Annotated in this window: 15 protein-coding genes; all 15 read left to right on the top strand. The window is 47.8% G+C overall.

Going from position 1 to position 22,169, the window contains the following annotated elements; genetic code table 11:
- The 15 genes from AC1RSM_RS15600 (at position 1) to AC1RSM_RS15530 (ending at position 22,162) form a co-directional block, all read left to right on the top strand.
- A complete protein-coding gene (locus AC1RSM_RS15600; protein ID WP_492933461.1) occupies positions 1-1,200 on the top strand; it encodes a polysaccharide biosynthesis/export family protein in 1,200 nt (399 codons plus the stop codon).
- A gap of 42 nt (positions 1,201-1,242) precedes the next feature.
- A complete protein-coding gene (locus tag AC1RSM_RS15595) occupies positions 1,243-2,031 on the top strand; it encodes an ABC transporter permease (protein ID WP_492933459.1) in 789 nt (262 codons plus the stop codon).
- Positions 2,028-2,690 (top strand): ABC transporter ATP-binding protein, encoded by a 663-nt coding sequence (locus AC1RSM_RS15590; protein ID WP_492933458.1) that lies wholly within the window; start codon positions 2,028-2,030, stop codon positions 2,688-2,690. Before AC1RSM_RS15595 ends, AC1RSM_RS15590 begins: the two co-directional genes overlap by 4 nt.
- Before the next feature lie 257 nt (positions 2,691-2,947).
- A complete protein-coding gene (locus AC1RSM_RS15585; protein WP_492933457.1) occupies positions 2,948-3,877 on the top strand; it encodes a KpsE/RkpR family capsule polysaccharide export protein in 930 nt (309 codons plus the stop codon).
- Positions 3,878-3,901: 24 nt separating this feature from the next.
- Complete coding sequence (locus AC1RSM_RS15580) at positions 3,902-6,514, top strand: hypothetical protein (protein ID WP_492933456.1); 2,613 nt, start codon at positions 3,902-3,904, stop codon at positions 6,512-6,514.
- Between the two features lie 10 nt (positions 6,515-6,524).
- Positions 6,525-7,646, top strand: a complete 1,122-nt coding sequence (wecB, locus tag AC1RSM_RS15575) for a non-hydrolyzing UDP-N-acetylglucosamine 2-epimerase (RefSeq protein WP_492933455.1) — start codon at positions 6,525-6,527, stop codon at positions 7,644-7,646.
- Positions 7,647-7,660: 14 nt separating this feature from the next.
- Entirely contained in the window at positions 7,661-8,926 is a 1,266-nt protein-coding gene (gene wecC / locus AC1RSM_RS15570) for a UDP-N-acetyl-D-mannosamine dehydrogenase (protein WP_492933454.1), read from the top strand.
- A 25-nt stretch (positions 8,927-8,951) separates the two neighbouring features.
- Positions 8,952-12,314: a glycosyltransferase family protein gene (locus AC1RSM_RS15565; protein WP_492933453.1), complete on the top strand. Its 3,363-nt coding sequence runs from the start codon at positions 8,952-8,954 to the stop codon at positions 12,312-12,314.
- Positions 12,315-14,132: a hypothetical protein gene (locus tag AC1RSM_RS15560; protein ID WP_492933452.1), complete on the top strand. Its 1,818-nt coding sequence runs from the start codon at positions 12,315-12,317 to the stop codon at positions 14,130-14,132.
- 19 nt (positions 14,133-14,151) lie between these two features.
- Positions 14,152-15,717, top strand: a complete 1,566-nt coding sequence (locus AC1RSM_RS15555) for a heparinase II/III domain-containing protein (protein ID WP_492933451.1) — start codon at positions 14,152-14,154, stop codon at positions 15,715-15,717.
- 18 nt (positions 15,718-15,735) lie between these two features.
- Positions 15,736-17,793, top strand: coding sequence for a heparinase II/III domain-containing protein (locus AC1RSM_RS15550; RefSeq protein WP_492933450.1), 2,058 nt, complete (start codon positions 15,736-15,738; stop codon positions 17,791-17,793).
- Positions 17,794-17,827: 34 nt separating this feature from the next.
- Positions 17,828-18,781: a polysaccharide deacetylase family protein gene (locus AC1RSM_RS15545; RefSeq protein WP_492933449.1), complete on the top strand. Its 954-nt coding sequence runs from the start codon at positions 17,828-17,830 to the stop codon at positions 18,779-18,781.
- Complete coding sequence (locus AC1RSM_RS15540; protein WP_492933448.1) at positions 18,778-19,758, top strand: polysaccharide deacetylase family protein; 981 nt, start codon at positions 18,778-18,780, stop codon at positions 19,756-19,758. Before AC1RSM_RS15545 ends, AC1RSM_RS15540 begins: the two co-directional genes overlap by 4 nt.
- Before the next feature lie 65 nt (positions 19,759-19,823).
- Positions 19,824-21,080: a glycosyltransferase family 4 protein gene (locus AC1RSM_RS15535; protein WP_492933447.1), complete on the top strand. Its 1,257-nt coding sequence runs from the start codon at positions 19,824-19,826 to the stop codon at positions 21,078-21,080.
- Positions 21,077-22,162, top strand: a complete 1,086-nt coding sequence (locus AC1RSM_RS15530; RefSeq protein WP_492933446.1) for a CgeB family protein — start codon at positions 21,077-21,079, stop codon at positions 22,160-22,162. The genes AC1RSM_RS15535 and AC1RSM_RS15530 overlap by 4 nt, the downstream gene beginning before the upstream one ends.
- The last annotated feature ends 7 nt before the right edge of the window (positions 22,163-22,169 follow it).

The raw sequence follows: 22,169 nt of genomic DNA, 5'->3' as shown, positions 1-22,169 counted from the left end.
ATGGCTCAATTACTACACACAGCAGTTAGCAAGATCGCAGCAATGGGGCGCCCCGTTTTGGCGAGCGCTCTGGTCGCTGTACTGGCCGGATGTGCCACGATGCCGGATTGGATGTCAGCAGACGGCCCTAGCCGCGAACAAGTGATGGAGCGGCGTGATGGGCGTATCGAAGGCATCACCCTGGTCAACGTCACGGATGACTTGACCAAGAAATTGGCAGTAAAAAAACGTCTGGGTGATTTTGCTGCTCAGTTTCCCAGCAAGGGCACGAACAATTATTTGATCGGCCCTGGTGATGTGCTGGAAGTGTCGGTGTGGGAAGCCCCCCCCGCCATGTTGTTTGGCACTATTTCGCTGGATACCAAAGCTATGGGCACGACAACGAACGCCGTGGCTTTTCCCCATCAAATGGTGACACCAGATGGCATGATCAGCATGCCCTTTGCTGGGCGTATTGCCGTCAATGGTCGCAATACCCAACAGATTGAAGAAAGCATTGCCAAGCGCCTTCAGGGTAAAGCCAATAACCCCCAAGTTATGGTGCGTGTCATTCAAAACAACACGTCTAACGTAACGGTGGTGGGTGAAGTCAACCAAAGTACCTTGATGCCATTAACCCCCAAAGGCGAGCGCCTGCTGGATGCCTTGGCAGCGGGGGGTGGTGTCAAGCAAGCGGTTAATCGTATCGCTATCCAACTGTCACGCGAGCAAAACACGGCAACCATGGCGCTGGACACGATCATCCGTAGTCCCCAGCAAAACATTATGTTGAAGCCCGGTGATGTGATTACGGCGCTGTATCAGAACCAGAGCTTCTCCATCCTGGGCGCAACAGGCAAGAACGAAGAAGTGCCGTTCGAGGCGCAAGGTATATCGCTGGTGCAGGCCCTGGCGCGTTCGGGGGGGTTGGATAATTCCCGTGCTGATGCGCGTGGTGTCTTCATCTTCCGTTTCGAAGACGCAGCTTTGGTTGAAGGTGCCCCCGAGTCCGCTTTGGTCGACAAGAAGGGCGTGGTACCTGTGGTCTATCAAATCGACTTGCGTGATCCCGGCTCTTTCTTTGTCACCCAGAACTTCCCGGTACAGGACAAAGACGTGATTTACGTTTCCAACTCCCCGGCTGCAGAGTTCCAGAAGTTCCTGCGCTTAGTGGTGTCGGTTGCCGTGCCTAGTACGACCTTGAACAATATGGTGAATTGATGTTCGCCATGTTTGAAACTAGACGCTTGGACGGGAGGCAAAATGACTGAGCCGGTGCGCAGCCCCATGGCCGTCACTTGGTCGGTCTGGCGGGCGCTGCTGTTGCGTGAATCCTTGGACCGTCTGTTTGATATGCGGGCAGCGTGGTTTTGGCTCTTGATGGAGCCAGTGCTGCATATCAGTTTTATCACCTTCGTTTTTACAGTGATTCGGCTGCGGACGGTGGGGGGTATCGATGTCACCGTTTGGATCGTGGTGGGCATGCTGGCTTTTTTTATGTTTCGTCGTACAGCTATGCAGGTGATGTATGCCGTTGATAGCAATAAGCCTTTGTTCGCTTATAGACAGGTGCAGCCCTTTGATACGTCTTTAGCGCGTGGCGTGTTAGAAGCGTTTTTAATGACCTTGGTGTCCGCCATTATCCTGACGGGTGCGGCTTTGCTCGGGCATGACGTGCGGCCTGATGATCCTTTGCAGGTTTTGGTGACGATGTTTGGGTTATGGCTTTTTGGGGTGGGCTATGGCTTGGTTGCTTCTGTGTTGATGGCCTTGGTGCGCGAAACTGAGCACATACTGAAAATCATGATGATGCCCTTGTATCTGATCTCGGGGGTGATCATGCCTGTTTCTGCTGTTCCTCAGCCTTATCGGGATTTGCTTTTGTTCAATCCTTTGGTGCATGGCCTGGAGTTGGTACGAAAAGGGTTCTCGAATTACTACCATATGGTGCCGGGTGTCAGTATGGGATACCTGTACTTGTGGGGGGTAGTCAGCCTGTTTCTGGGACTGATTTTGTATAAACGCTTTACGCAGCAGCTGGTGATGAAATGATTGTCGTCAGTGATGTCTACAAGCGGTACAAAACAGCGCATGGTGTAGGGCGTTGGGTGCTGGAGGGAGTGAATTTAACGATTCCTCCCAAGGTGAATGTCGGGCTTATCGGTTCTAACGGTGCGGGGAAATCGACGTTGCTGCGTTTGATCGGCGGAGTGGACCATCCCAATAAGGGGACTGTGCAACGTCTATGTCGGGTGTCCTGGCCTATGGGTAATGGTGGGCTGGAGGGGACCCTGTCTGGCCGTCAAAACGCCAAGTTTGTCTGTCGAGTGCATGGTCACCAAGAGGACTTGGCTGACCGACTGGCTTTTATTAAAGATTTTTCCGAACTGGGCCGAGCTTTTGAAGAGCCTGTTTATACCTACTCCTCTGGCATGCGCTCCCGCCTTCAGTTTGCCTTGTCATTTGCTTTTAATTTCGATGTCTATATCTCGGATGAGGTGACGGCGGCGGGTGATGCGGCATTCCGTAAAAAAGCTGCGGATGCTTTTAAAACCATGACTAATCGGGCGGGCCTGATCATGGTGGCCCATGACAATAAAACCCTAAGACAATTTTGCCAGGCTGGTGTCTGGCTGCATCAAGGACGAGCGCACTGGTTTGACCAGATTGATGACGCGCTCAATGCCTACAAGGACTCGCTTCCCAAATGACAGAAACACCTCAAGTCACTACGCAAGCGGCTAGTGTTGCTTCCGATACGACCATTTCACAGAAACCTGCTTTTGGAGCTCGTCTTCGCTCGTGGTTTTCATTGCGCTTGTTTGATCATGCGGTCAGTGTGATTTTGATCCTGGCTGTTTTGACAACAGCATATTGGTTGATCTTTGCATCGAATCGATATGTCTCCGAGGCCAACGTCATTATCCGAAAGACAGATTCGGTAGGATCCCCCTCTTTTGATCTAGGGATGCTGGTATCTGGTGTAGCCTCCGCTGACCGCGCGAATCAACTGCTGTTGCGTGATTACTTGTTATCCGTGGATATGCTCAAGAAGCTTGATGAATCCCTGGATTTACGTACGCATTACAGCTCCTCTGATCATGATCTGGTTTCGCGGATGTGGTTTCAAGATGCCTCGCTAGAGTGGTTCCACCGTCATTATCTCCGTCGGGTAGAGGTGGAGTTCGATGACTTTTCTGGGGTATTGCGCATTAAGGTCCAAGCCTATAACCCAGAAATGGCGCAGGCTATTACTCAACAGTTAGTTCAGGAAGGCGAGCGTTACATGAACGTGCTGGGCCATGAAATGGCTCAGGTGCAAGTGGATTTCTTGGTAACGCAGGTGGACCAGGCCCAGGACCGTTTCCAGAAAGCCAGTCAGGACTTGTTGAATTATCAAAACAAGGCCGGTCTGCTTTCGCCCCAAGCTACTGCGGAAAGCATCAATGCCATTGTGGCAGCCCTGGAAGGACAGCGTGCTCAATTGCAGACGCAGCTGGCTTCATTGCCTAAATCTCTGGACCGAGATCATCCCAATATCCTGATGCTTAAGCAGTCTTTAAGAGCTGTGGACGCGCAAATTAAAGCAGAAAAACTCAAGTTGGCAACGCCATCGGGCGGGACTTTGAACACGTATGTCGAAGAGTTTTATCGCTTGGAGATGAATGTTCAGTTCACGCAGGAACTTTATAAATCTTCTTTAAGCGCCCTGGAAAAAGGGCGTATTGATGCAACACGCATGTTGGAGAAAGTGTCAGTGTTGCAATCCGCGACTTTGCCTGAGTATCCGATGGAGCCGCGACGTCTTTACAACACATTGGTGACCTTGCTGTTGGCATTAATCCTGGCAGGGATTCTGAAACTGCTCAAGAGCATTGTGTTGGATCATGTGGACTGATAAGAAATATAGGAAAGCCATTCAATGTCTATGTCACCTGTTACGCCACTTGAGCTAGGTCACGATGAGTCGGCATCCGAACGCGTGAAGCGTTGGGAAGAGGAAAGCCATTTATTGTTTGATCAGTTGCAGGTCGTGCAAGAAGAGCTAGCGCGTTTGCACGATAGCCCACGGGCCACGGGCGCTTTGCCCCCGCCTGTCATCCAAGTGGCCCCTGTTGATAGCCGGTTTGTAGGGGCGCAGGCAGAATTGATTCGGCTTGAGTATGTACTTAAGGTACAAGCCCAGTTACATGAGTTAAGGACCCAATATGCCTTAGCCAGTCAGCTTGGCGATATTTTAATCAAGGGGGTGCAGACCACGAGCTCTTTGCTTGCTCTGCCTGGAAAATTACGCCAAGCATGGCGTCAGAATCGTCGGACACAATCTCCGGTGGAACTGGGTGGAAAATCCTTCGACAAGGTTATTCAGGCCTACCAGCAAGGGGGGGATCAGCAGGTGGATTCCCTGTTTAGTCAGGTCTCAGTCGCAAATAGTGTGCAAGCTAGTGCGTGGACTGCGGTAGCACGAACCTACATGGAGGCGGAGCCAACATTGGTCGCCTTTTTAGCGCGTCGTGCTTTTGCCTTGGAACCGCGGGGATTTAGGCAAAAATGGTTGGCGTTTCGTTTGCACGAATCAGGTGATCTGCTAGAGGCAGAGGCTCTATTGTCTTTGTTGCCAGAGGATGTTTCGTTTACGGACTCAGAAACTCGTCAACGAGATCGATTGTTGAAACAGGCGCAAGAGTTTCGTGTTGATCAAGTACACGCTGTATTTGGAGTCCAAGAGCAGCATGCGAAGCTTCAACGTCAATGGGAAGAGCTGGCGCAATCTCGGGATGCGGCTGTGACCTCTCTTGAGCAGCAGCGCGAAGAATTATTTGCTGCCCGACGTGAAGCGCAGCGTTTGGCTCAAGAGAAAGAAGAGCATCGCGTGGTTGTAGGGGACTTGCAGGCACAAGTCCAGCAGTTGGAAACGGATTTAGAAGTTAGTAAACAGGGGCGAGACCAACAGCATCAACTTGTCCTGCAGGCGCAGGCGCATATACAAACCTTGTTCAAACAGGAGGAGAGCCTAAGGTTCGAGTTTGAGCAGGAGTCCTTGCTGAGGTCACAAAGTCAGGGACAATATTTAGGTTTACAGGCAGACCTCAAGCGGCTGGGGCAAGTCCTGAGTGAAAAAGAGACGCAAGCTGGGCAGTGGTTTGAACAATGTGTCACTGTGCAGGGCGGCTTGGCAGAGATCGTCCAGCAATGCGAAGAACTGAAGGCGGAGTTCCAGATAAGTTTGGAGGACAAAAAGGTCGTATTGTCGAAGCTCCAGGCTTTGACTCTGGCTCATGATGAGTTGCTTATTCTTGCTGAACGAAATCGCGAGGAAAGTAACTCCTTATCAGATCAGTTAAAGGCATCAGTCGCAGAGCGCGAGGAATTGCAGGATCAATTACAAGGTGCGCAAGCACAAGCAGAGTCCCTGATATCCCAAGTGAAAACGTTGATGGCGGCTAGAGATGAACAGGCTGCACTCATTGCACAACATGTAAATGAAGAGCGTGCTTTGCAGTCTCAAATAAGTAAGGCTTTGCAAACTCGTGATGAGCATGTTGCCTTCGGCGCACAGCGCCAAGGGGAGTTGTTACAACAGGCTAGAGAGCTGCTGAGGCTAGAAAAGGATAAGGCGGCTCTGGAGGCTCGTCAGCTTGAGTTGCAGCAATTGTTGTCAGCCCAAGCGGCACGAGAAACAGACTTGCTTGAGCGATTGAGTGCTCAAGTTCAGGCTTTGGTGGCTCATGAGGTTATAGCACCAAGCCTGATTGAGGAATTGTTAAAAAAGCAATCTGACGATTTAGTACGAGTCCGTCGCCATCTCGAAACAGCGGTTAAGAATAATAGTGCTAATGCTGTGCGCCAATTGCAGTCATTTGTAGGCATGCAAGAGTATTTTGCGACTGGTGTGTTACCTGCATTTAATAGTGAGGCGCATAGCTGGCCGGTATCCGCCGACTTTGCATTATGTTTGATGCAGCAATTGGTTCTAAAGCCTTATGATCTTGTGATTGAGTTTGGGTCTGGAATGTCCACAGTTATTGTGGCTAAGACATTGACCTTGATAGCTGAGCGTGATGGCTCTCGTCAGACCCAGTTCTTGTCCTTCGAGCACCTGGAATCGTACTACGAGCAAACCTTGGCCCATGTCCAGCAAGCAGGGTTAGAGAAAGCTGTACATCTGATGCTGGCACCGCTTGAGGACTGGCAGTCGGCAGATGGTCAGATTTATCCGTATTACAGCTGCCGAAGTGCGTTGGTGAAACTTGCCAAGCAAAGACAAGCCTCTCGTAAACGCATTTTGGTGATCGTGGATGGCCCTCCCGCTTCCACGGGCACTCAAGCTAGATATCCAGCTGGTCCTTTGTTGGTCGCTCATTTCCCCAATGCCCATATTGATTTTCTGATGGACGACTATATCCGCGAGGATGAAAAGCAAGTGGTTCAACACTGGCTGGCAGAGATAGAGGCATTAGGACGCACCGGCACATGCACTGAATACAAGCTCGAAAAAGATGCCTGTTTACTAACTGTTTACCCTAAAGATTAAAAGTAATTTTATGAAGATTTTGACTGTATTTGGCACACGACCGGAAGCTATCAAAATGGCTCCGGTGGTCAAGGCCTTGGCTGCCGATTCTGCGTTTGATGCACGTGTTTGCGTGACGGGTCAGCACCGCCAGATGCTGGATCAGGTTTTGGATATTTTTTCTATCAAGCCTGATTTTGACTTGAATCTGATGAAGCCAGGCCAGGATTTGTACGACATTACTAGCAACGTACTGTTGGGTATGCGCGATGTCTACAAGCAGTGGCAACCTGACATGATTCTGGTACATGGTGACACGACCACCACAATGGCCGCCGCTTTATCGGCGTATTACTCAAAGATAAAGGTGGGGCATGTTGAAGCTGGCTTGCGTACTCACAACAAGTACTCGCCTTGGCCTGAGGAAATGAACCGTCGTCAGGCTGGTGTATTGGCTGATGTGCATTTCGCTCCGACCGAGCAATCTCAGGCGCACCTCTTGCATGAGGGTGTGGATCCCAAGACCGTGCACATAACTGGCAACACAGTGATTGATGCGTTGTTGGATGTGGCAGGGCGCGTGCGTCAAGATCCGGAATTGCGTCGTCGTTTTGAAGAGCAGTTCTCTTTTATTAATCCAGCCAAACGCCTAGTTCTGGTGACGGGGCATCGTCGTGAGAATTTTGGTTCTGGCTTTGAAAACATCTGCCTGGCTTTGCGCCAGATTGCCTCCCGTGGCGATGTGCAGGTGGTGTATCCCGTGCACTTGAATCCAAATGTTCAGGAACCAGTACGTCGAATCTTATCTGACGTTTCCGATGTTCATTTGATCGAGCCACTGGATTATTTGCCCTTTGTTTACCTGATGGATCGTTGTGATCTTTTGGTAACGGACTCTGGGGGTATTCAGGAAGAAGCGCCTTCTTTGGGCAAACCAGTATTGGTGATGCGAGACACCACCGAGCGCCCCGAAGCCGTGGACGCAGGAACAGTGCGGCTAGTAGGGACTGAGACACAAGCCATTGTCAGCGCTGCGACGCAGTTGCTGGATAACGCTGCTGAGTACGAGCGTATGGCGCGGGCGCACAACCCCTATGGCGACGGTAAAGCCGCCACTCGCATTAGTGAAATTTTAAAAACTTTGATCTATTGATTCGGAAAATCAGCATGTTTGAAACTCTATCCATGATCGGCTTGGGCTATATCGGCCTGCCTACCGCAACATTATTTGCCTCCCGCCGTAAGACGGTGATTGGCGTTGATGTGAACCCCCACGCGGTCGACACGATCAATCAAGGCAGGATCCACATTGTTGAACCTGAGCTGGATATGTTGGTGCAAGCCGCGGTGCATGGTGGTTATTTGCGCGCCACCTTAAAGCCTGAGGCGGCTGATGCTTTTTTGATTGCAGTGCCTACTCCGTTTTTGGAAGGCAATAAACCAGATCTGAGCTATATCGAGCAGGCTGCGCAAGCCATTGCGCCCGTACTGGTCAAAGGCAATTTGGTAATTTTGGAGTCCACCTCGCCCGTCGGTACGACAGAGCAAATGGCTCAGTGGCTAGCAGAGGCTCGCCCAGATTTGAGTTTTCCTCAGCAGGCAGGTGAGGAAGCTGATATTCAGGTTGCCTATTGTCCAGAGCGTGTCTTGCCTGGTCGTGTGGTTCATGAGTTGGTCAGCAATGATCGAGTCATTGGGGGTATGACCCAAAAAGCAACGGATATGGCCATTGAGCTGTATCGGATCTTTGTCGAAGGCGATCTAGTACCGACTAACGCTCGTACTGCTGAAATGTGCAAGCTTACCGAAAACAGCTTCCGTGATGTGAATATTGCGTTTGCCAACGAGCTGTCCCTAATTTGCGATCGCTTGAATATTAATGTGTGGGAATTGATCAGCCTGGCTAATCGTCACCCACGCGTTAATATTTTGCAGCCCGGTGCTGGGGTCGGTGGACACTGCATCGCAGTGGACCCTTGGTTCATCGTTGATAAGACCCCAGAAGAAGCTCGTATTGTTCGCTTGGCGCGCGAGATCAATGACTACAAACCTGAGTGGGTTGTAGAGAAGGTTAAAGCAGCTATTGCGGGTGTGGTGTCGTTGCGCCCTGATGCATGTATGGCTGACATTAAGGTTGCATGCTTGGGGCTGGCATTCAAGCCCGATATCGATGATCTGCGTGAAAGCCCTGCAGTTGGTGTCGCGAAGAAGATTGCCAGCCTAGGCTGCAAAGTGCATGCCGTAGAACCGAATATTCAAGACCTGCCAATCAAGTTGCAAGGTACTGGCATTGAACTGTCGGCTTTGGGCAGTGCAATTGCAGATGCTGATGTCGTCTGCGTTCTTGTCAAACATCGTCCGTTCGTCGAGCAAATTGCTGAAATCCGCAAGCATGCTCAGTGCATCGATGTTGTGGGTTTGTTTGCGGAATAAGCGCTAGGGAAGCAGAAAGGCTGATATGTTGCAATCAAAAGTAAGTAGTGCTGCGCAGGCATTTCGAGATGGGGATTATGCGCAGGCAATGGGTATCTATAAGGAACTGGGAGAGCGGTTAGGGCACCAGTTTTTTGCCGCCAACATGGCTTTATGTCAGTCACGTTTAGGGGGGGCTGGAGCATATGGCGAATTGGCCAGCCTACCAGCAAAGCAACTGCGTGTAGCAGGAGTGATGGATGAGTTCACTTTTCATTCCTACGATCCCGAGTGTGAACTGCTGCAATTGCACCCAGAGCATTGCATTGAGCAGTTAGAGAAGTTCAAGCCACATTTACTTTTTATTGAGTCAGCCTGGCAGGGATTTGAACAGCTCTGGAAGCTGAAGGTTAGTACGAATGGTCCGGAAATTAATGCGTGTATCGATTGGTGCAAGCGTAATGGCGTGCCTACATTGTTTTGGAATAAAGAGGATCCAGTCCACTTTGGCACCTTTATCCCTTTAGCCAAGCAAGTGGATTATGTGTTTACGACAGATATCGACTGTGTGCCCAAATACAAGGCTCAGGTTGGCCATGAAAAGGTCTATTTTTTGCCTTTTGCGGCACAGCCCAAAACGCATAATCCAATCGAGATTTTTGATCGTAAAGATGCCTTTAATTTCGCGGGTTCTTACTATCTTCGTTATCCAGAGCGTCAGCGTGACTTTTCTGCGTTAATCAACGCCGTCAAGGATTTGCGTCCGGTCGAGATCTACGATCGGAATGCGGATAACCCGCATCCGCATTACACCTTCCCTGACGAATACAAGCCCATGATTCTGGGTAAGCTTCCATTTGCCGAAATTGATAAAGCCTATAAGGGCTACCGCTACGGCATCAATATGAACACGATCAAGCAGTCACAGACGATGTTTGCTCGAAGAGTGTTTGAATTGTTGGCTTCGAATACGGTGGTAGTGTCGAATTTTTCACGTGGTGTTCGTTTGTTATTTGGTGATTTGGTCGCGTCATCAGATCAGCCCGAGACTTTGACACGTTGGTTGCAGGATGTAGTACAGGATGATGCCGTTTATCGTAAGACTCGCCTGCTGGGTCTGCGTAAAGTTATGGGGGAACATACCTATTCGCACCGTTTGGCCTATATACGTGCCAAGTTGACGAATACTGTTTACTCACCTTTATTGCCACCTGTTGTTCTGGTCGCGGCAGCATCGACGCAAGCAGAAGTGCTGAGCCTGGTGGAGGCTTTTCGACAGCAGGCTTATTCCTGCAAGCAGCTGCATATTGTGTGTGGCCTACCAATGGAAGGCATCGACCTCTCCGATTGCACTCTGCATGCAAGCGCGGATGATTTGCGTAAGCATCTTCGTACTGTGGACTCAGAAACGTTGATAGGCGTATGGAGCCATGATGATTACTATGGCAAGCATTATCTGACTGATCTAGCATTGGCCAGTACCTATAGCAATGCACCTGCGTTTGGTAAGTCCACCCATTACAAGGTCAACGACGGTGAGCTTGTATTGGAGTCTCCCAGCGGCCAGTATCGTTATGTGGATTCAGTTAGTGCACGTAGGGGTATCGCCCGCTTGTCAGCACTGCCACAGGGGTGGCTGGACAAGATGTTGGCTCGACCAGGGCAGTTTATCTTTGCTTTGAAAGGGGCCCTGGCGGTTGATGAGTTCAACTACATCGAAAATGGAGCAGCTTTACCGGTGGAATTACATGCGCAGGTCGATGACCTGCCTGTAGCTGATCAAGGTGTGTCATTTGCCGAACATCTGGCAGCGACATCGGCATGTTTGCCCGCTGCGTCTTATTGGCCAAGTGGTGATAACAGCAATCTTCCTCAAATCAGTGCGGTAGAGTTGCGCACGATGCTGGCGGCGCGTGAGGGGTTAAGCCTTGGTGTGAGTGACAATCGCCTGCGCATAGTGTCGACGTTGAAGCCGGGGCAGTTCGTTTATCTGTATGCCAAACAGGTCAAAACGCGGAAGGAAATGAATCTGTTACTTAATAGCCAGTTTGAGCTTAGCTGCGAGGGCAATTTGGCTGTTAAGACCGTTTTCGAGTTTCAGGATAAAGACGGTAAGAAAATTTCTCATCAGATGAATCATGTAGGTGATAAACATGCGCTTGCTATTCCCGCGCATTGTACTCAGATTCGTTTTGGCTTGCGCATTGAGGGAGGCGGTGATGTATTGATTGAACGACTAGTTTTGGGGAGCAATGCGGAACGACCTGCCGCCATTATTTGTCGATCCCCTTATCTTGTCTTGACCAAGCAATATCCTGCCTATGATGACTTGTATAGATATGGCTTCCTACACAGCCGGATTCGGGCTTACAAGCGTGAAGGGCGGGTGGTAGATGTTTTTCGGATCAGTAAAGATCCTGCGGGCTATCGTGAGTTTGAAGGGATCGATGTGGCAAATGGTGATGCCGATCTGCTTGATGCCACGTTGGCCACAGGCCAGATCCGCCATGTGCTGGTGCATATTCTTGACAGCAATATGTGGCGCGTGCTGCAGAAGTATTTGGACACTGTCCGAGTTACTGTTTGGGCACATGGGTCTGAGATCCAGGCTTGGGAACGTCGTCAGTTTGAGTTCGAGGGACTTGCGGAATCTGAGATTACCCGTCGGAAAAAACTGGGGGAGCAACGCAACGCATTCTGGCGCGATATCTTTAGGGCTCCACATCCAAATCTACATATGGTGTTTGTGTCTCAGTACTTTGCTGAAGAAGTGTTCTCCGACCTTGGGGTCAACCTCTCTAAAGACAAGTACAGCATTATCCACAACGCTATTGATACTTCGATGTTCTCCTATCAGGAGAAGGATGTTGAGCAGCGCAAGTATGTGTTGTCTATCCGGCCATATACAGCGCGTGCCTATGCGAATGATCTTAGCGTGAAAGCTGTGCAATATTTGAGTGAAAAACCCTTTTTTCAAGATTTGCGGTTTCACTTTATTGGTGATGGAGAGCTATTTGAAGAAACTGTAGCTCCTTTAGCTGAGTTTCCTAATGTCCATATAGAGAGAGGGTTTTTGACCCAGTCTGAGATCGCGAAATTACATAAGAAATATGGAGTATTTCTGGTGCCAACACGCTGTGATTCGCAAGGAGTGTCTCGGGATGAAGCGATGGCCTCAGGATTGGTGCCGGTTACAAACGCGGTTTCAGCGGTGCCCGAGTTTGTTGATTCAGAATGCGGTGCTCTTGTGTCTAGTGAGGATGCGGTAGGCTTGGCGGTAGCAATTGAAGATTTGTATCATACGCCAGAACAGTTCTCACGTTTGTCTTGGAATGCACAGAAACGAGTGCGCTCTCAAAGCGAATCTAAAAATATGATTAATCAAGAAATGGATTTGATGGAAAATTAGATGAATCATGGTTTTATGGAGCTAGATGGTTTTTTAATATCAAAGCCACTAAAAGATTTATTTTCTTTTCACGAATTTTTTAGTTTTTCTACTCGAAAAGAAAATTTGCTATTTGCAGATGGGTTGGTAAATGGAAAATCAATTCGTATAGATCGTTTGTCTGATTTCAAGATTGATTCTGATGAGAGTGATTTCGAAGATTTAATCGAGGATCAATCCGAGGGTGCATGGGTTAAGTTGGTTTTTAATAAAGAGAATCAAGAAGTAAAGATCAATACTGATTTTTTGGGTTTTTACAGACTTTTTTATACTCTTCCTGCAAACAATAGTGCGGGTATATTCGCAATTAGTAATAGATTTGATTATTTGACTTATTTTTTGAGGAAAAATAAGGCGAGTTTGAGTTTAGACTCGAATTTTCTCCTTCCAACCTTAGGGTCTTGTGATTTGTTTTTTAATCATCCCTATTCGGATGATACTAGCTGTAGTTCTATAAAAACATTGGGAGTTGGTGAGTCAATTATAGTTGGCAGAAACGAGGTTGTTATACGAGAAAATAAAAAATCAATGCTTTTTGTGGGTGGAGGATCGAGTTATAAGGATCTACTAGAAATAGGTATAGAAAGAGCCGTTTCTAAAATAAAAAATATATCAAATAATATTGATGCGAGTCAAAACTTGATTTCTATGTCTGGTGGCAAAGATTCAAGGACCTGTCTTGCGATTTATTTGGCGGCAATGGGCCATAAAGAGCTTTCTTTGGCTTCAAAAAATCCTGCCTTAATAGAAAATCAAGAGGCTAGAAAGACAGTAGAAGTTGATTTTAATATAGCTAGTTTTATTGGAAATTTTTATAAGATTACGCCAGCTGGCTCGGATTTTAGAGAGAGAGTTTATTGTAGCTATGATGACTCTTTAGATCATTGGATGTCCCATAATTCAAATAACTATTTTGCATATTTTTACCCCTCTTCAAGTTATATAAAGGGAGGTGGTGCTAATTGTTATCTCGATATTATGGGGGGAGGGGGTGAGGTTTTAAGAAAATCAGAGCTTTATGACCGTTTGCTTCGTATTGCAGATGGGAAGGTTAAGTTTGAAAATATTTCTCAATCTATTGAGACTGATTTATCAAAGATTTTCAGATTGTTGGTGAAAGGACTGCCTAGGGATTCTAGATTCATGACGGCGATGGATTATTTTGTATATGACATGAAGAAAATCCCTGGGAATAATATTGAAGAGATATTGAATAATAGATATTTGTTGCGTAGGAATAATAGGCATTTTGGTATTCAGAGAAGGGCGGCAAAAAATGGCAGGTTTATTTGCCTACCGTTGGTTCAGCCTGAATTTTATTGGGCCGCAAATAAAATAGATTTAAATTTGAAAAAAAACGGAAAGATAATATTTGATATTATCAACGAATGTCGACCTGATTTAAATATGTTTGATTATCAGTCGGGATGGTGGGGGCGAGAAGTGACCGCTTCTGGTCCAGAGATTGGGTTAAGTATGATGGCAGAGTCTGTTGGAGGAGCAGTTTACGGAAACAGGTTGAGGGAAAGGCGTAGTATTACTCAGGATATAAATACGCCTGTTGAAAATAGAGTAGTGGGTGACTACGTGTTGCGGAGAATAAAAAGAAATATAGAGTTGCTGAGAGACGCCGGTTTGGTAGGGGAGACATTGGAGAATTATTTATATAAAAAAATTGTTTCTAACAGGTCATTGGCTGGGTTGGTTTTGGTTAAGACAGAAAGTGCTATTCAGGTTGTAAAAAATTCAAATTTTTCTATAAAAGAAAAAATAATTTAAATAAATAGGGTGGTGGATAATGATGAATATTGATGAGGCAATATTAAAAGAGATAAAATTAAAGTATAGGCTTATACTCGGTGGTGATTATGAGCAATTAAAGATAAAAGGGTTTATTCCTCGCCCGGGTGTTAAGCCCATTAAATTAGCGTTGCCCTTTAAATGGAGATATCCTGATAGAAATGTGGAATTTACTCTGCATTCTTGGCGGTTTTTAAATCCATTGTTTAGTAAGTTTTTGTCAAGTTCTGATGCTTCATATTTAATTGAGGCAATTGGGTATGTGAAAGATTGGCAATCTTACAAAAAATCAGAAGATAAAAAAAGCCAATTTCTTTGGTACGATATGGCGGTAGGTCTTAGATCTATTATATTAGGTTTTTTTTTAGAGCTTTATAAAAAAAATATCCTGCCTCTTGATGACGACAGCCTGCTTTTATTGAATGATTTGGCAGCTGAGCATATAGATAATCTGTCCTGTGAGAAAAATATTACAGCTGGTAATCATGCCTTATATCAGGTAATGGGATTGAGGATTTTATCTTTATCTATAGGCCAAGATAAAGAGCTTTTGGGTTATTGCAGTTCTATATTGGAAAATCTTATCTCACTTAGTTTTGATAAATATTCGGTCAATACTGAAAACTCGCCTTTTTATCACGGCTACAATGTAGAGTTATTATCCAGAATGAGGTGTGGGGTTTTTCCTGGTTTAGATGAGAAAATAAATAATATTATTCGTGACGGTTCGGCTATTACTGGTTGGCTAACAGGTATTGATGGTAATTACTATTCAGTAGGTGACTCTGAGGGGGAGGGGAGGCCTATAAAAAGTGCAGGTCCATTTGATCTTGTTGAGTCAAGAGTTAAACATGTACACAAGGATCTTAGTCCTTCTGGCTATGTCGCTGTTAGGACGCATCCGCGTATTGATATTTTAGATAGTTTTTCTCTTCTTTTTCATGCGACGAACAGCAGCTATGTTCATGCTCATGCAGATCATCTTTCTTTCGTGGTCTTCTTAAGAGGCCAGGAGTTGATTACTGATCCTGGTAAATATACATACGAGTATGGTGCTTGGCGTGATTATTTTGTCTCAGATAAAGCCCATAATGTTATTGGCTTGAGTGACCGTGTTTTTCTCCCTAAAGATATTTCTTTGGGCGCTGCTAGCATTGACCCTATTGAGCTCGGAGAGGATTTTTATCGGCTCTCAGGCTCTGTGAGGAAATCAGAAGATTTTTCATTTTCAAGAAGTTTGTTGTATAAGCCGGAATGTGGATTATCTCTTCATGATATTGTTCATAATCAAACTTCATCAAATTCTGAGGTTAGATTTCATTTTGGAAAAGATGTAAAAGCTAATTTTGAAGATGGTATTGTTTTTCTGAAGAAAAATGAAAATTTATTGGCTATTTTAAAACCACAAAATAACTACAATTCTATTTCCATAAGACGGGGCGAAGAGGCTGGATTTGGTTGGGCTAGTAAGAGTTATAATAATAAATTCGAAATAGACGTTCTAGTTATCGAATACGCTGCAAGTGTTTCTGAGGTGATTACTGAAATTATATTTAAGAACTAATTTTTTGGCGAAATTATTGTGAATGACTTTTTTTTGTCGATAAAAGATAGGGCGCAAACAAACAAAAATAAAAAAAAATTATTTGTAGATTTTTATAGAATAAGAAGAAAAGTAGCTTTTGATATACCTTTTGTTTCCTTAGGAAAAGATGATTTTTTAAAAATTAGGAATTTTCAACCGTCTTATCCTTATGAAATTTGGGCTCTTTGGGTCTTAGAGGATAGAATATTTTCCTTTCTTGATTTTGAGGATTGTTTTGATTTTCTTGAGCGGGATATCGACGCATTAATTGCTTTGCCAGATTATCGTTATTCTTCTAAGCTGGATTTAAAATTTTCTCATATTGTGCGTATTTTAAGTTCGGTATTAAATAACTGTAATTATATAAATGATGATTTTCGTTCTAAATTGATTGTCGGACTGGATCGGGCGGTTTCTATTGGGCTTCCGATTTATCAGGCGGAATATGGGTCTATAGAAAAACCTGAGGATATTTTACTGCAACCGAACTTTGATCGGTATTTGCATAATATTGCTGTGATTGGCACCGTTATGCTTGCTCTTGCTGCGACTGCTGTTAAACATCCTACTTCTTCTGATTTAAATAAAAAAGTAAATATTTTATTTCAAGCCGTTCTGGATTCAAGGGTGCATGGTCACACGGAAGGCGTTTCTTATGATGGGTATGTTCTTGATTTTTTTCTGGACTGGTTGAAAGAGCAGCCCTCTATTGTGCAGAGGAATTTTTTAAATCATCCCGAGCTATATAAAATCTGCTATCAAGCAATTTCACTTTCTGCTCCGGGTGACATGATGAATACGGCTCCGATTGGAGATGTGGAGCCATTTCATATGTCGTTTGTATGGTCAGCTATTGCTAAATTGCAAAGATTTCAACCTCACCCCGCTTTAGCTTGGGCATTATCTTTATGCGATTTTAAACGATTTAGAACTGATGCTTTGCGGGTTCTGGCAGATACGAAGGCGATGAAAGGCAATACGAGGGCTCTGCTAAATGATGAGAGCGCTAATTATGTCGTGATGCTGCGCTCTGGCTATGAGGTAGATGGCTTAGCTGTGGCTGTCGGACTTAACCGTTCTTCTATGGGGCACATACAGCGTGACAATGGTTCCCTAGTTCTAGGGATGAGTAAAAGGTGGTGGATTGATGATCCTGGCTACCAACAGTATGCAGAAAGCTCAGAGCGGGAGTTTACGGTTGGATATACAGCGCATAACTCTCCCGTAATTAATGGAGTAGGGCAGAGTTTTAAAAAGGGTAAACAAATACTTCAATGTCTCCCTAACTCCTCGTTGCAGGTTAAGTTTGTCATCTTGGACTTGACTGAGTGCTACCCCGCTGAGGCTAAGGCGCTACGGGTGTGGCGTGCTATTTGGCTGGTTCGGGACCAGCATGTTGTTGTGTGTGATTTCGTTCAATCGGATGCTCCTTCGAGGTTGGGCTGGTATTGGCACGGGCATCCTTCCTTATTTTGGGGGATGTCCTCTGGGGGGATGAGTTTGCAGTCCGAGGAAAGTCCTAGTGATCAGTTGCATGTCATGAGCCCGCAGATGGCGCTGGGTCTGCGAGATCTGCAGCGATTGCCCGGCTCCCGTGGGCAGCAAACGGTGTGTCCGAGCGTTGTAGCCCCTGAGAATATAGCGGTCTGGTGGGTGTTTTCCAGAAAATCGCAGCGTCCTGTGCTCAGTATCAATCAAGACTCTTTTGAGATCGATGGAACGCGCGTTTCGTTGGACGACTGCAAATGTATGGCTGAACATGCTGTGAGCTTTTTGCCATCGGAGCACGAGCCTGTGGGAGTGCTAGCATGGCGTAGAGAACATTCTGTCTATGCGATTTGCAGAGCTAATCCCGTGCACTTTTCCGGTGAGGTTGAGTATGCGTATTATTTGATGGCTGACGGGAAGAGGGTGGTAGCTCAGTGGTATGGACCGGATGACCGAGTTGTCTTGGATATACCAGTTGGGTGTAGGCACTCCTTATTGAAAGTGCATGGCTTTGTGCGAGAAAAAGCGAATCCAGATCGAAGAGTCATGAGAGTAGTATCAGTGTGAAAGAATCCTCTTGGTTTGCAGATTTGGCATTTTGATGAAACACCGTTATACATTGCTGACCGTAGATACTGAAGCTCTATCTAGGCGCGCAGAGGGCAATCACGTCCAACGCCTAGTCTGGGGAGACCACCCCACCGGCTCTGCCGGCATCCGCGAAATGTGTTCTATCGGTGACGAGTTCGGTGCCAAGCATGTCTTCTTTGTGGACTTGTGCGCCACGATTGCGCAGCAACCTGAGATGTTGGAAGCGGTTCGCTGGCTGGATCAGCAAGGCCAGGATGTGCAGTTACATGCTCATCCTGAAACTCTCCCCAAGTCATTTTGGGTGGAGCATGGTTTGGATGCGCAGCCGACTCTGATGAACCAATACAAAGATCAAAGCCGTGCCGAATTCGTTTTCCGCCACTTCGGCAAGCTGATCTCTGACGTTACCGGTAAACCCATTCTTGCCCATCGCGCAGGCTCTTTTCGCTGGAATGCACACTCGATTCGCGCATTACAGGCAGTTGGTATTCCTTTGTCTTTCAACCAGTCCATGCGCGCAGCCTTCCTGAAACGCTGCCCTTTAGGCCAGCCTGATTGCTTGCCTTATGCCTGGTCGAACGGAACGATTGAAGTCCCGGTGACAGAGCGCTTTACGCCTGGCATACCTGATGTCAAACCGGATCGTTGGTCCAGCCTGACGTATCCAGAGTCGTCTTATTTTCAATATGGTTCGCGGCCTACGACATTCTGGAAAGACCCTTTTTGGTCTTTGCCCAAGGTCTCGGTGGTGCTGATGCATTCTTGGTCCTTGCTGACCTTGGATGAGGATGGTCACTTCCAGTACATCAACGACCAACTGCTGGAGGGCTACCGCCTTTTCATGCAACGAGTTGTTAAGGATTACGACGTGATCACCACAGCGGATTTTTTAGATCTGCAGGCGCGGGGTAAAATCCGTCTTTCGCGAACAGTTAACTTAGAGCAGGTAAAAACACAGTTATGAGGGATCGCTACGCAATGATTACGGTCGATACAGAGGCGCTGCCCAAGCGCGCATCTGACGACCATGTTAATCGTCTGATCTGGGGGCGATTTCCAAAAGGGACGGCCGGGGTGGCCGAGATGTGCAAGATCGGTGACGAGTTCGGCATTAAACATGTGTTTTTTACGGACTTGTGTGGAGCGTACGACCGGCTGGATGAGCTCAAGGAAGTGGTGCGTTGGTTAGATGAACAGGGCCAGGATGTGCAGCTGCACACCCACCCCGAGTATCTGCCAGACGGTTTTTGGCAAGAGCACGGCTTGTCCAACCGCCCGCAGTACATGAACCAATACACCGATCAGGCTAGGGCCGAGTTTGTGTTCCAGCACTTTGCGGATTTGATGTCCGGTGTGACGGGTAAGCCTGTTCTGGCGCATCGCGCAGGGTCGTTTCGCTGGAATGCGGATACGATACGTGCTTTGAAGGCGGTGGGTATTCCCTTGTCCTTCAATAATTCGGTGTGTGCCGTACACAATGGTCAGTGCATCTACAGCAAACCCACCAACAATCCTTTTATTTGGTCCAATGGCGTGCTTGAAGTGCCTATGACCGAAAAACGGATTTTGGGTAAGGTAGGCAAGCCTGAATGGTGGGCTCGCCTCACTTACCCAGAGTCCAGTTATTTCCGCTTCCGCCCATGGTGGGGACAATTGCTGCTGAACGCCTTAAGCGGTAATCCCTCGTTTGCTGTTTTTCTGCTGCACTCTTGGTCCTTGCTGTTTTGGGACGAAAATGGTTTGGGTGAATATCGTGACGATAGCCGTATGGAGGGCTACCGCAAGTTGCTGGCACGCCTGACTAAGGACTATGACGTCATTACTACGGCGGAGTTTCTGGACCTTAAGGCTAGAGGCAAAATTGTGGTGCCAGATACCGTGGATTTGTCGCTGGCAGAGCTGCAAGCGGACCAAGAGAATAACGACAAGAAAAAGGCCTAGGGAAAATGCTCTTTAAGTTATGGCGTGGGCTGTTACGTGAGCCTTGGATGGCTTTGAGCCGGCGTTTGACACTCTTTAGTGTGCGTCGCCAAACTCGTCGTGGCCAGCATCGTGAGACACCTTATGAGCCTGTGCCAGGACGTGTGTTGTATGTGCCCGCCAGCGCCTTGCCGTATCACATTAGTGGCTATACCACTCGCACTCATGAAATCATCCGCGGCATGCAGGCGGCGGGTGGGGATATTTGCGTGCTGACACGTCCAGGCTATCCGTGGGATCGTAAAGACAGATTGGTGGATGCAGAGCAAGAAGAGACTCTAGTAGATGGTGTGATTTACGCTCACGCACGCACTCCCTCCAATAAGCGGCCTGTGATGCAGTTCGCTAAAGAAGCCGCAGTCTCCATCGCCCAGGAAGCCATCAAGCAACGAGTCGCTGTCATCCATGCTGCCTCTAACCACGTCAACGCTTTACCTGCCCTGATCGCCGCTCGTCAGCTGGGAATTCCTTTTCAGTACGAAATGCGCGGCTTGTGGGAACTGAGCCGTGCTTCCCGCATGCCGGAGTTCCGTGACTCTCAAGGCTTCAAACAAGGCCTGGAGCTGGAAGGTTTAGTTGCCAGTCAGGCTGACCGTTTGTTCGTGATCTCCGAGCAGCTGGGCCGTTATGCCGTCGAGCACTGGAATGTTGATTCCGCCCGCATGGGGCTGATGCCTAACTGCGTCGATCCGTCACGTTTCACGCCGGGCGCTGCGCAGGATGTGCAGCCCAACACTATTGTGTACGCCGGCTCGTTGATTGTTTACGAAGGGCTTGATGTTTTGATTGATGCGGTGGCTGACCTAGCAGGCCGTGGTAAAGAGGTGGCCCTGACCATTATCGGAGATGGGGAAGCCCGTGCTCAATTGCAGGCCCAGGTACAAAGCTTAGGGCTGGAAAGTCACATTGTTTTTGCCGGGCGAGTTTCGCCTGAAGAGGCCCGTGCCTTGCAGGCTAAGGCCGCCTTGGTCTGTATCCCGCGACGCCCATTCGAAGTGTGCCGTATTGTGCCTCCCATTAAGTTGGTCGAAGCAATGGCCATGGGTAAACCTGTCGTAGTGCCGGATTTGCCCGTATTTCAGGATGAAGTTGGGGCTTGTCGCTCTGTACGCTTTTTTAAAGCAGGTGATGTCCAAGATCTGGCTCGTGTGTTGGATGAGGCATTTCAGGGGGGGCCGCAGGCCTTGGCGCAAGATGGAGTATTGGCACGAGAAGAGGCCGTGCAGCGTCGTAGCTGGGCAGACTTCGTGGTTCATGCTTTGCCTGCCGAGGCTAATTCATGATCGGTCGCGCAATCCGGGCCTTGGGCGCGCGTGTCTATAAGCATCCTACTGTTAGTGAAGATGGGCTGCCCACGGGGTCTTTTGGGCAGTTGAAGGTGGCCTTGGTCTCGGATTACTTTACGGCAGACTGTTTGTCGGCAGAGTGCCAGATACGCATTTTGAGTCCGCAGAACTATCAGTCAGTTATTTCTACCTGGAAGCCGGATCTAGTTTTTGTGGAATCAGTCTTTCATGGCTTGGGTGGAGTGTGGCGTTACGAACTAGCCAAGCAGTCGCGTCTGATTCGCTTGCGCACTCCACGCACTATTTACAAGCTAGTGCAGTTCGCTAAAGATCAGGGTGTGCCCACGGTATTCTGGAACAAGGATGACGGGGCTTACTTTGAGCACTTTATCGATGTTGCCAAGGCCTTTGACTATGTGTTCACGACTGATAGCGATTGCTTGCCGCGTTACCGCGCTCGCTTGAATCCAGACGTACCCGTGAACACCTTGAGCATGCCCTATCAACCCGCGTTTCATAACTTCACCGGTTTTGAGTTCACTCGAAAAGAGGGGTGTTTCACGGGCAGTTATTACCGCCTTATTTTGAGTCAACGTCGTCGCTTTCTGGACATGATTTTCGGGGCCTGTGAGGACTCGCAGTTGCATCTGAATGCTTATGATAGAAATCATGATCGCTTGTCCCGACACATCGAATTTCGCTTCCCACGCTCGACTCATGTGCATGTTCATGGGCAAGTGCCGCATCGTGAAACCGGCCGAATCTACAAAGAACATGTGATGTGCTTGAACGTGAATTCGGTGACGGACTCGGACACCATGTGCTCGCGCCGCTTGCTGGAAATTTTGGCCAGTGGCGGGATTGCTGTCACCAACCCCGGCCGTGCTATTGACCGCTATTTCCGTGACTTTTGTCATGTGGTTCATAGTCGTGAGCAGGCCAGTGAGTTGTTTGCCCGTCTGCGTCAGGGCCCTACCGCGCAAGACTGTGAGCGCGCTGCTGCGGGGGCCGCATATGTTCGCCAGTTCCACACCTGGGAGCATCGCCTCCAGGAGTTGGCTGATGTGGTCCGTTTCTAGGGCGAGC

The sequence above is a fragment of the Alcaligenes sp. GW821-FHT11D07 genome (assembly GCF_058808495.1).
The sequence above is the reverse complement of the archived record's forward strand: the minus strand, read 5'-3'. Positions and strand labels throughout refer to the sequence as shown.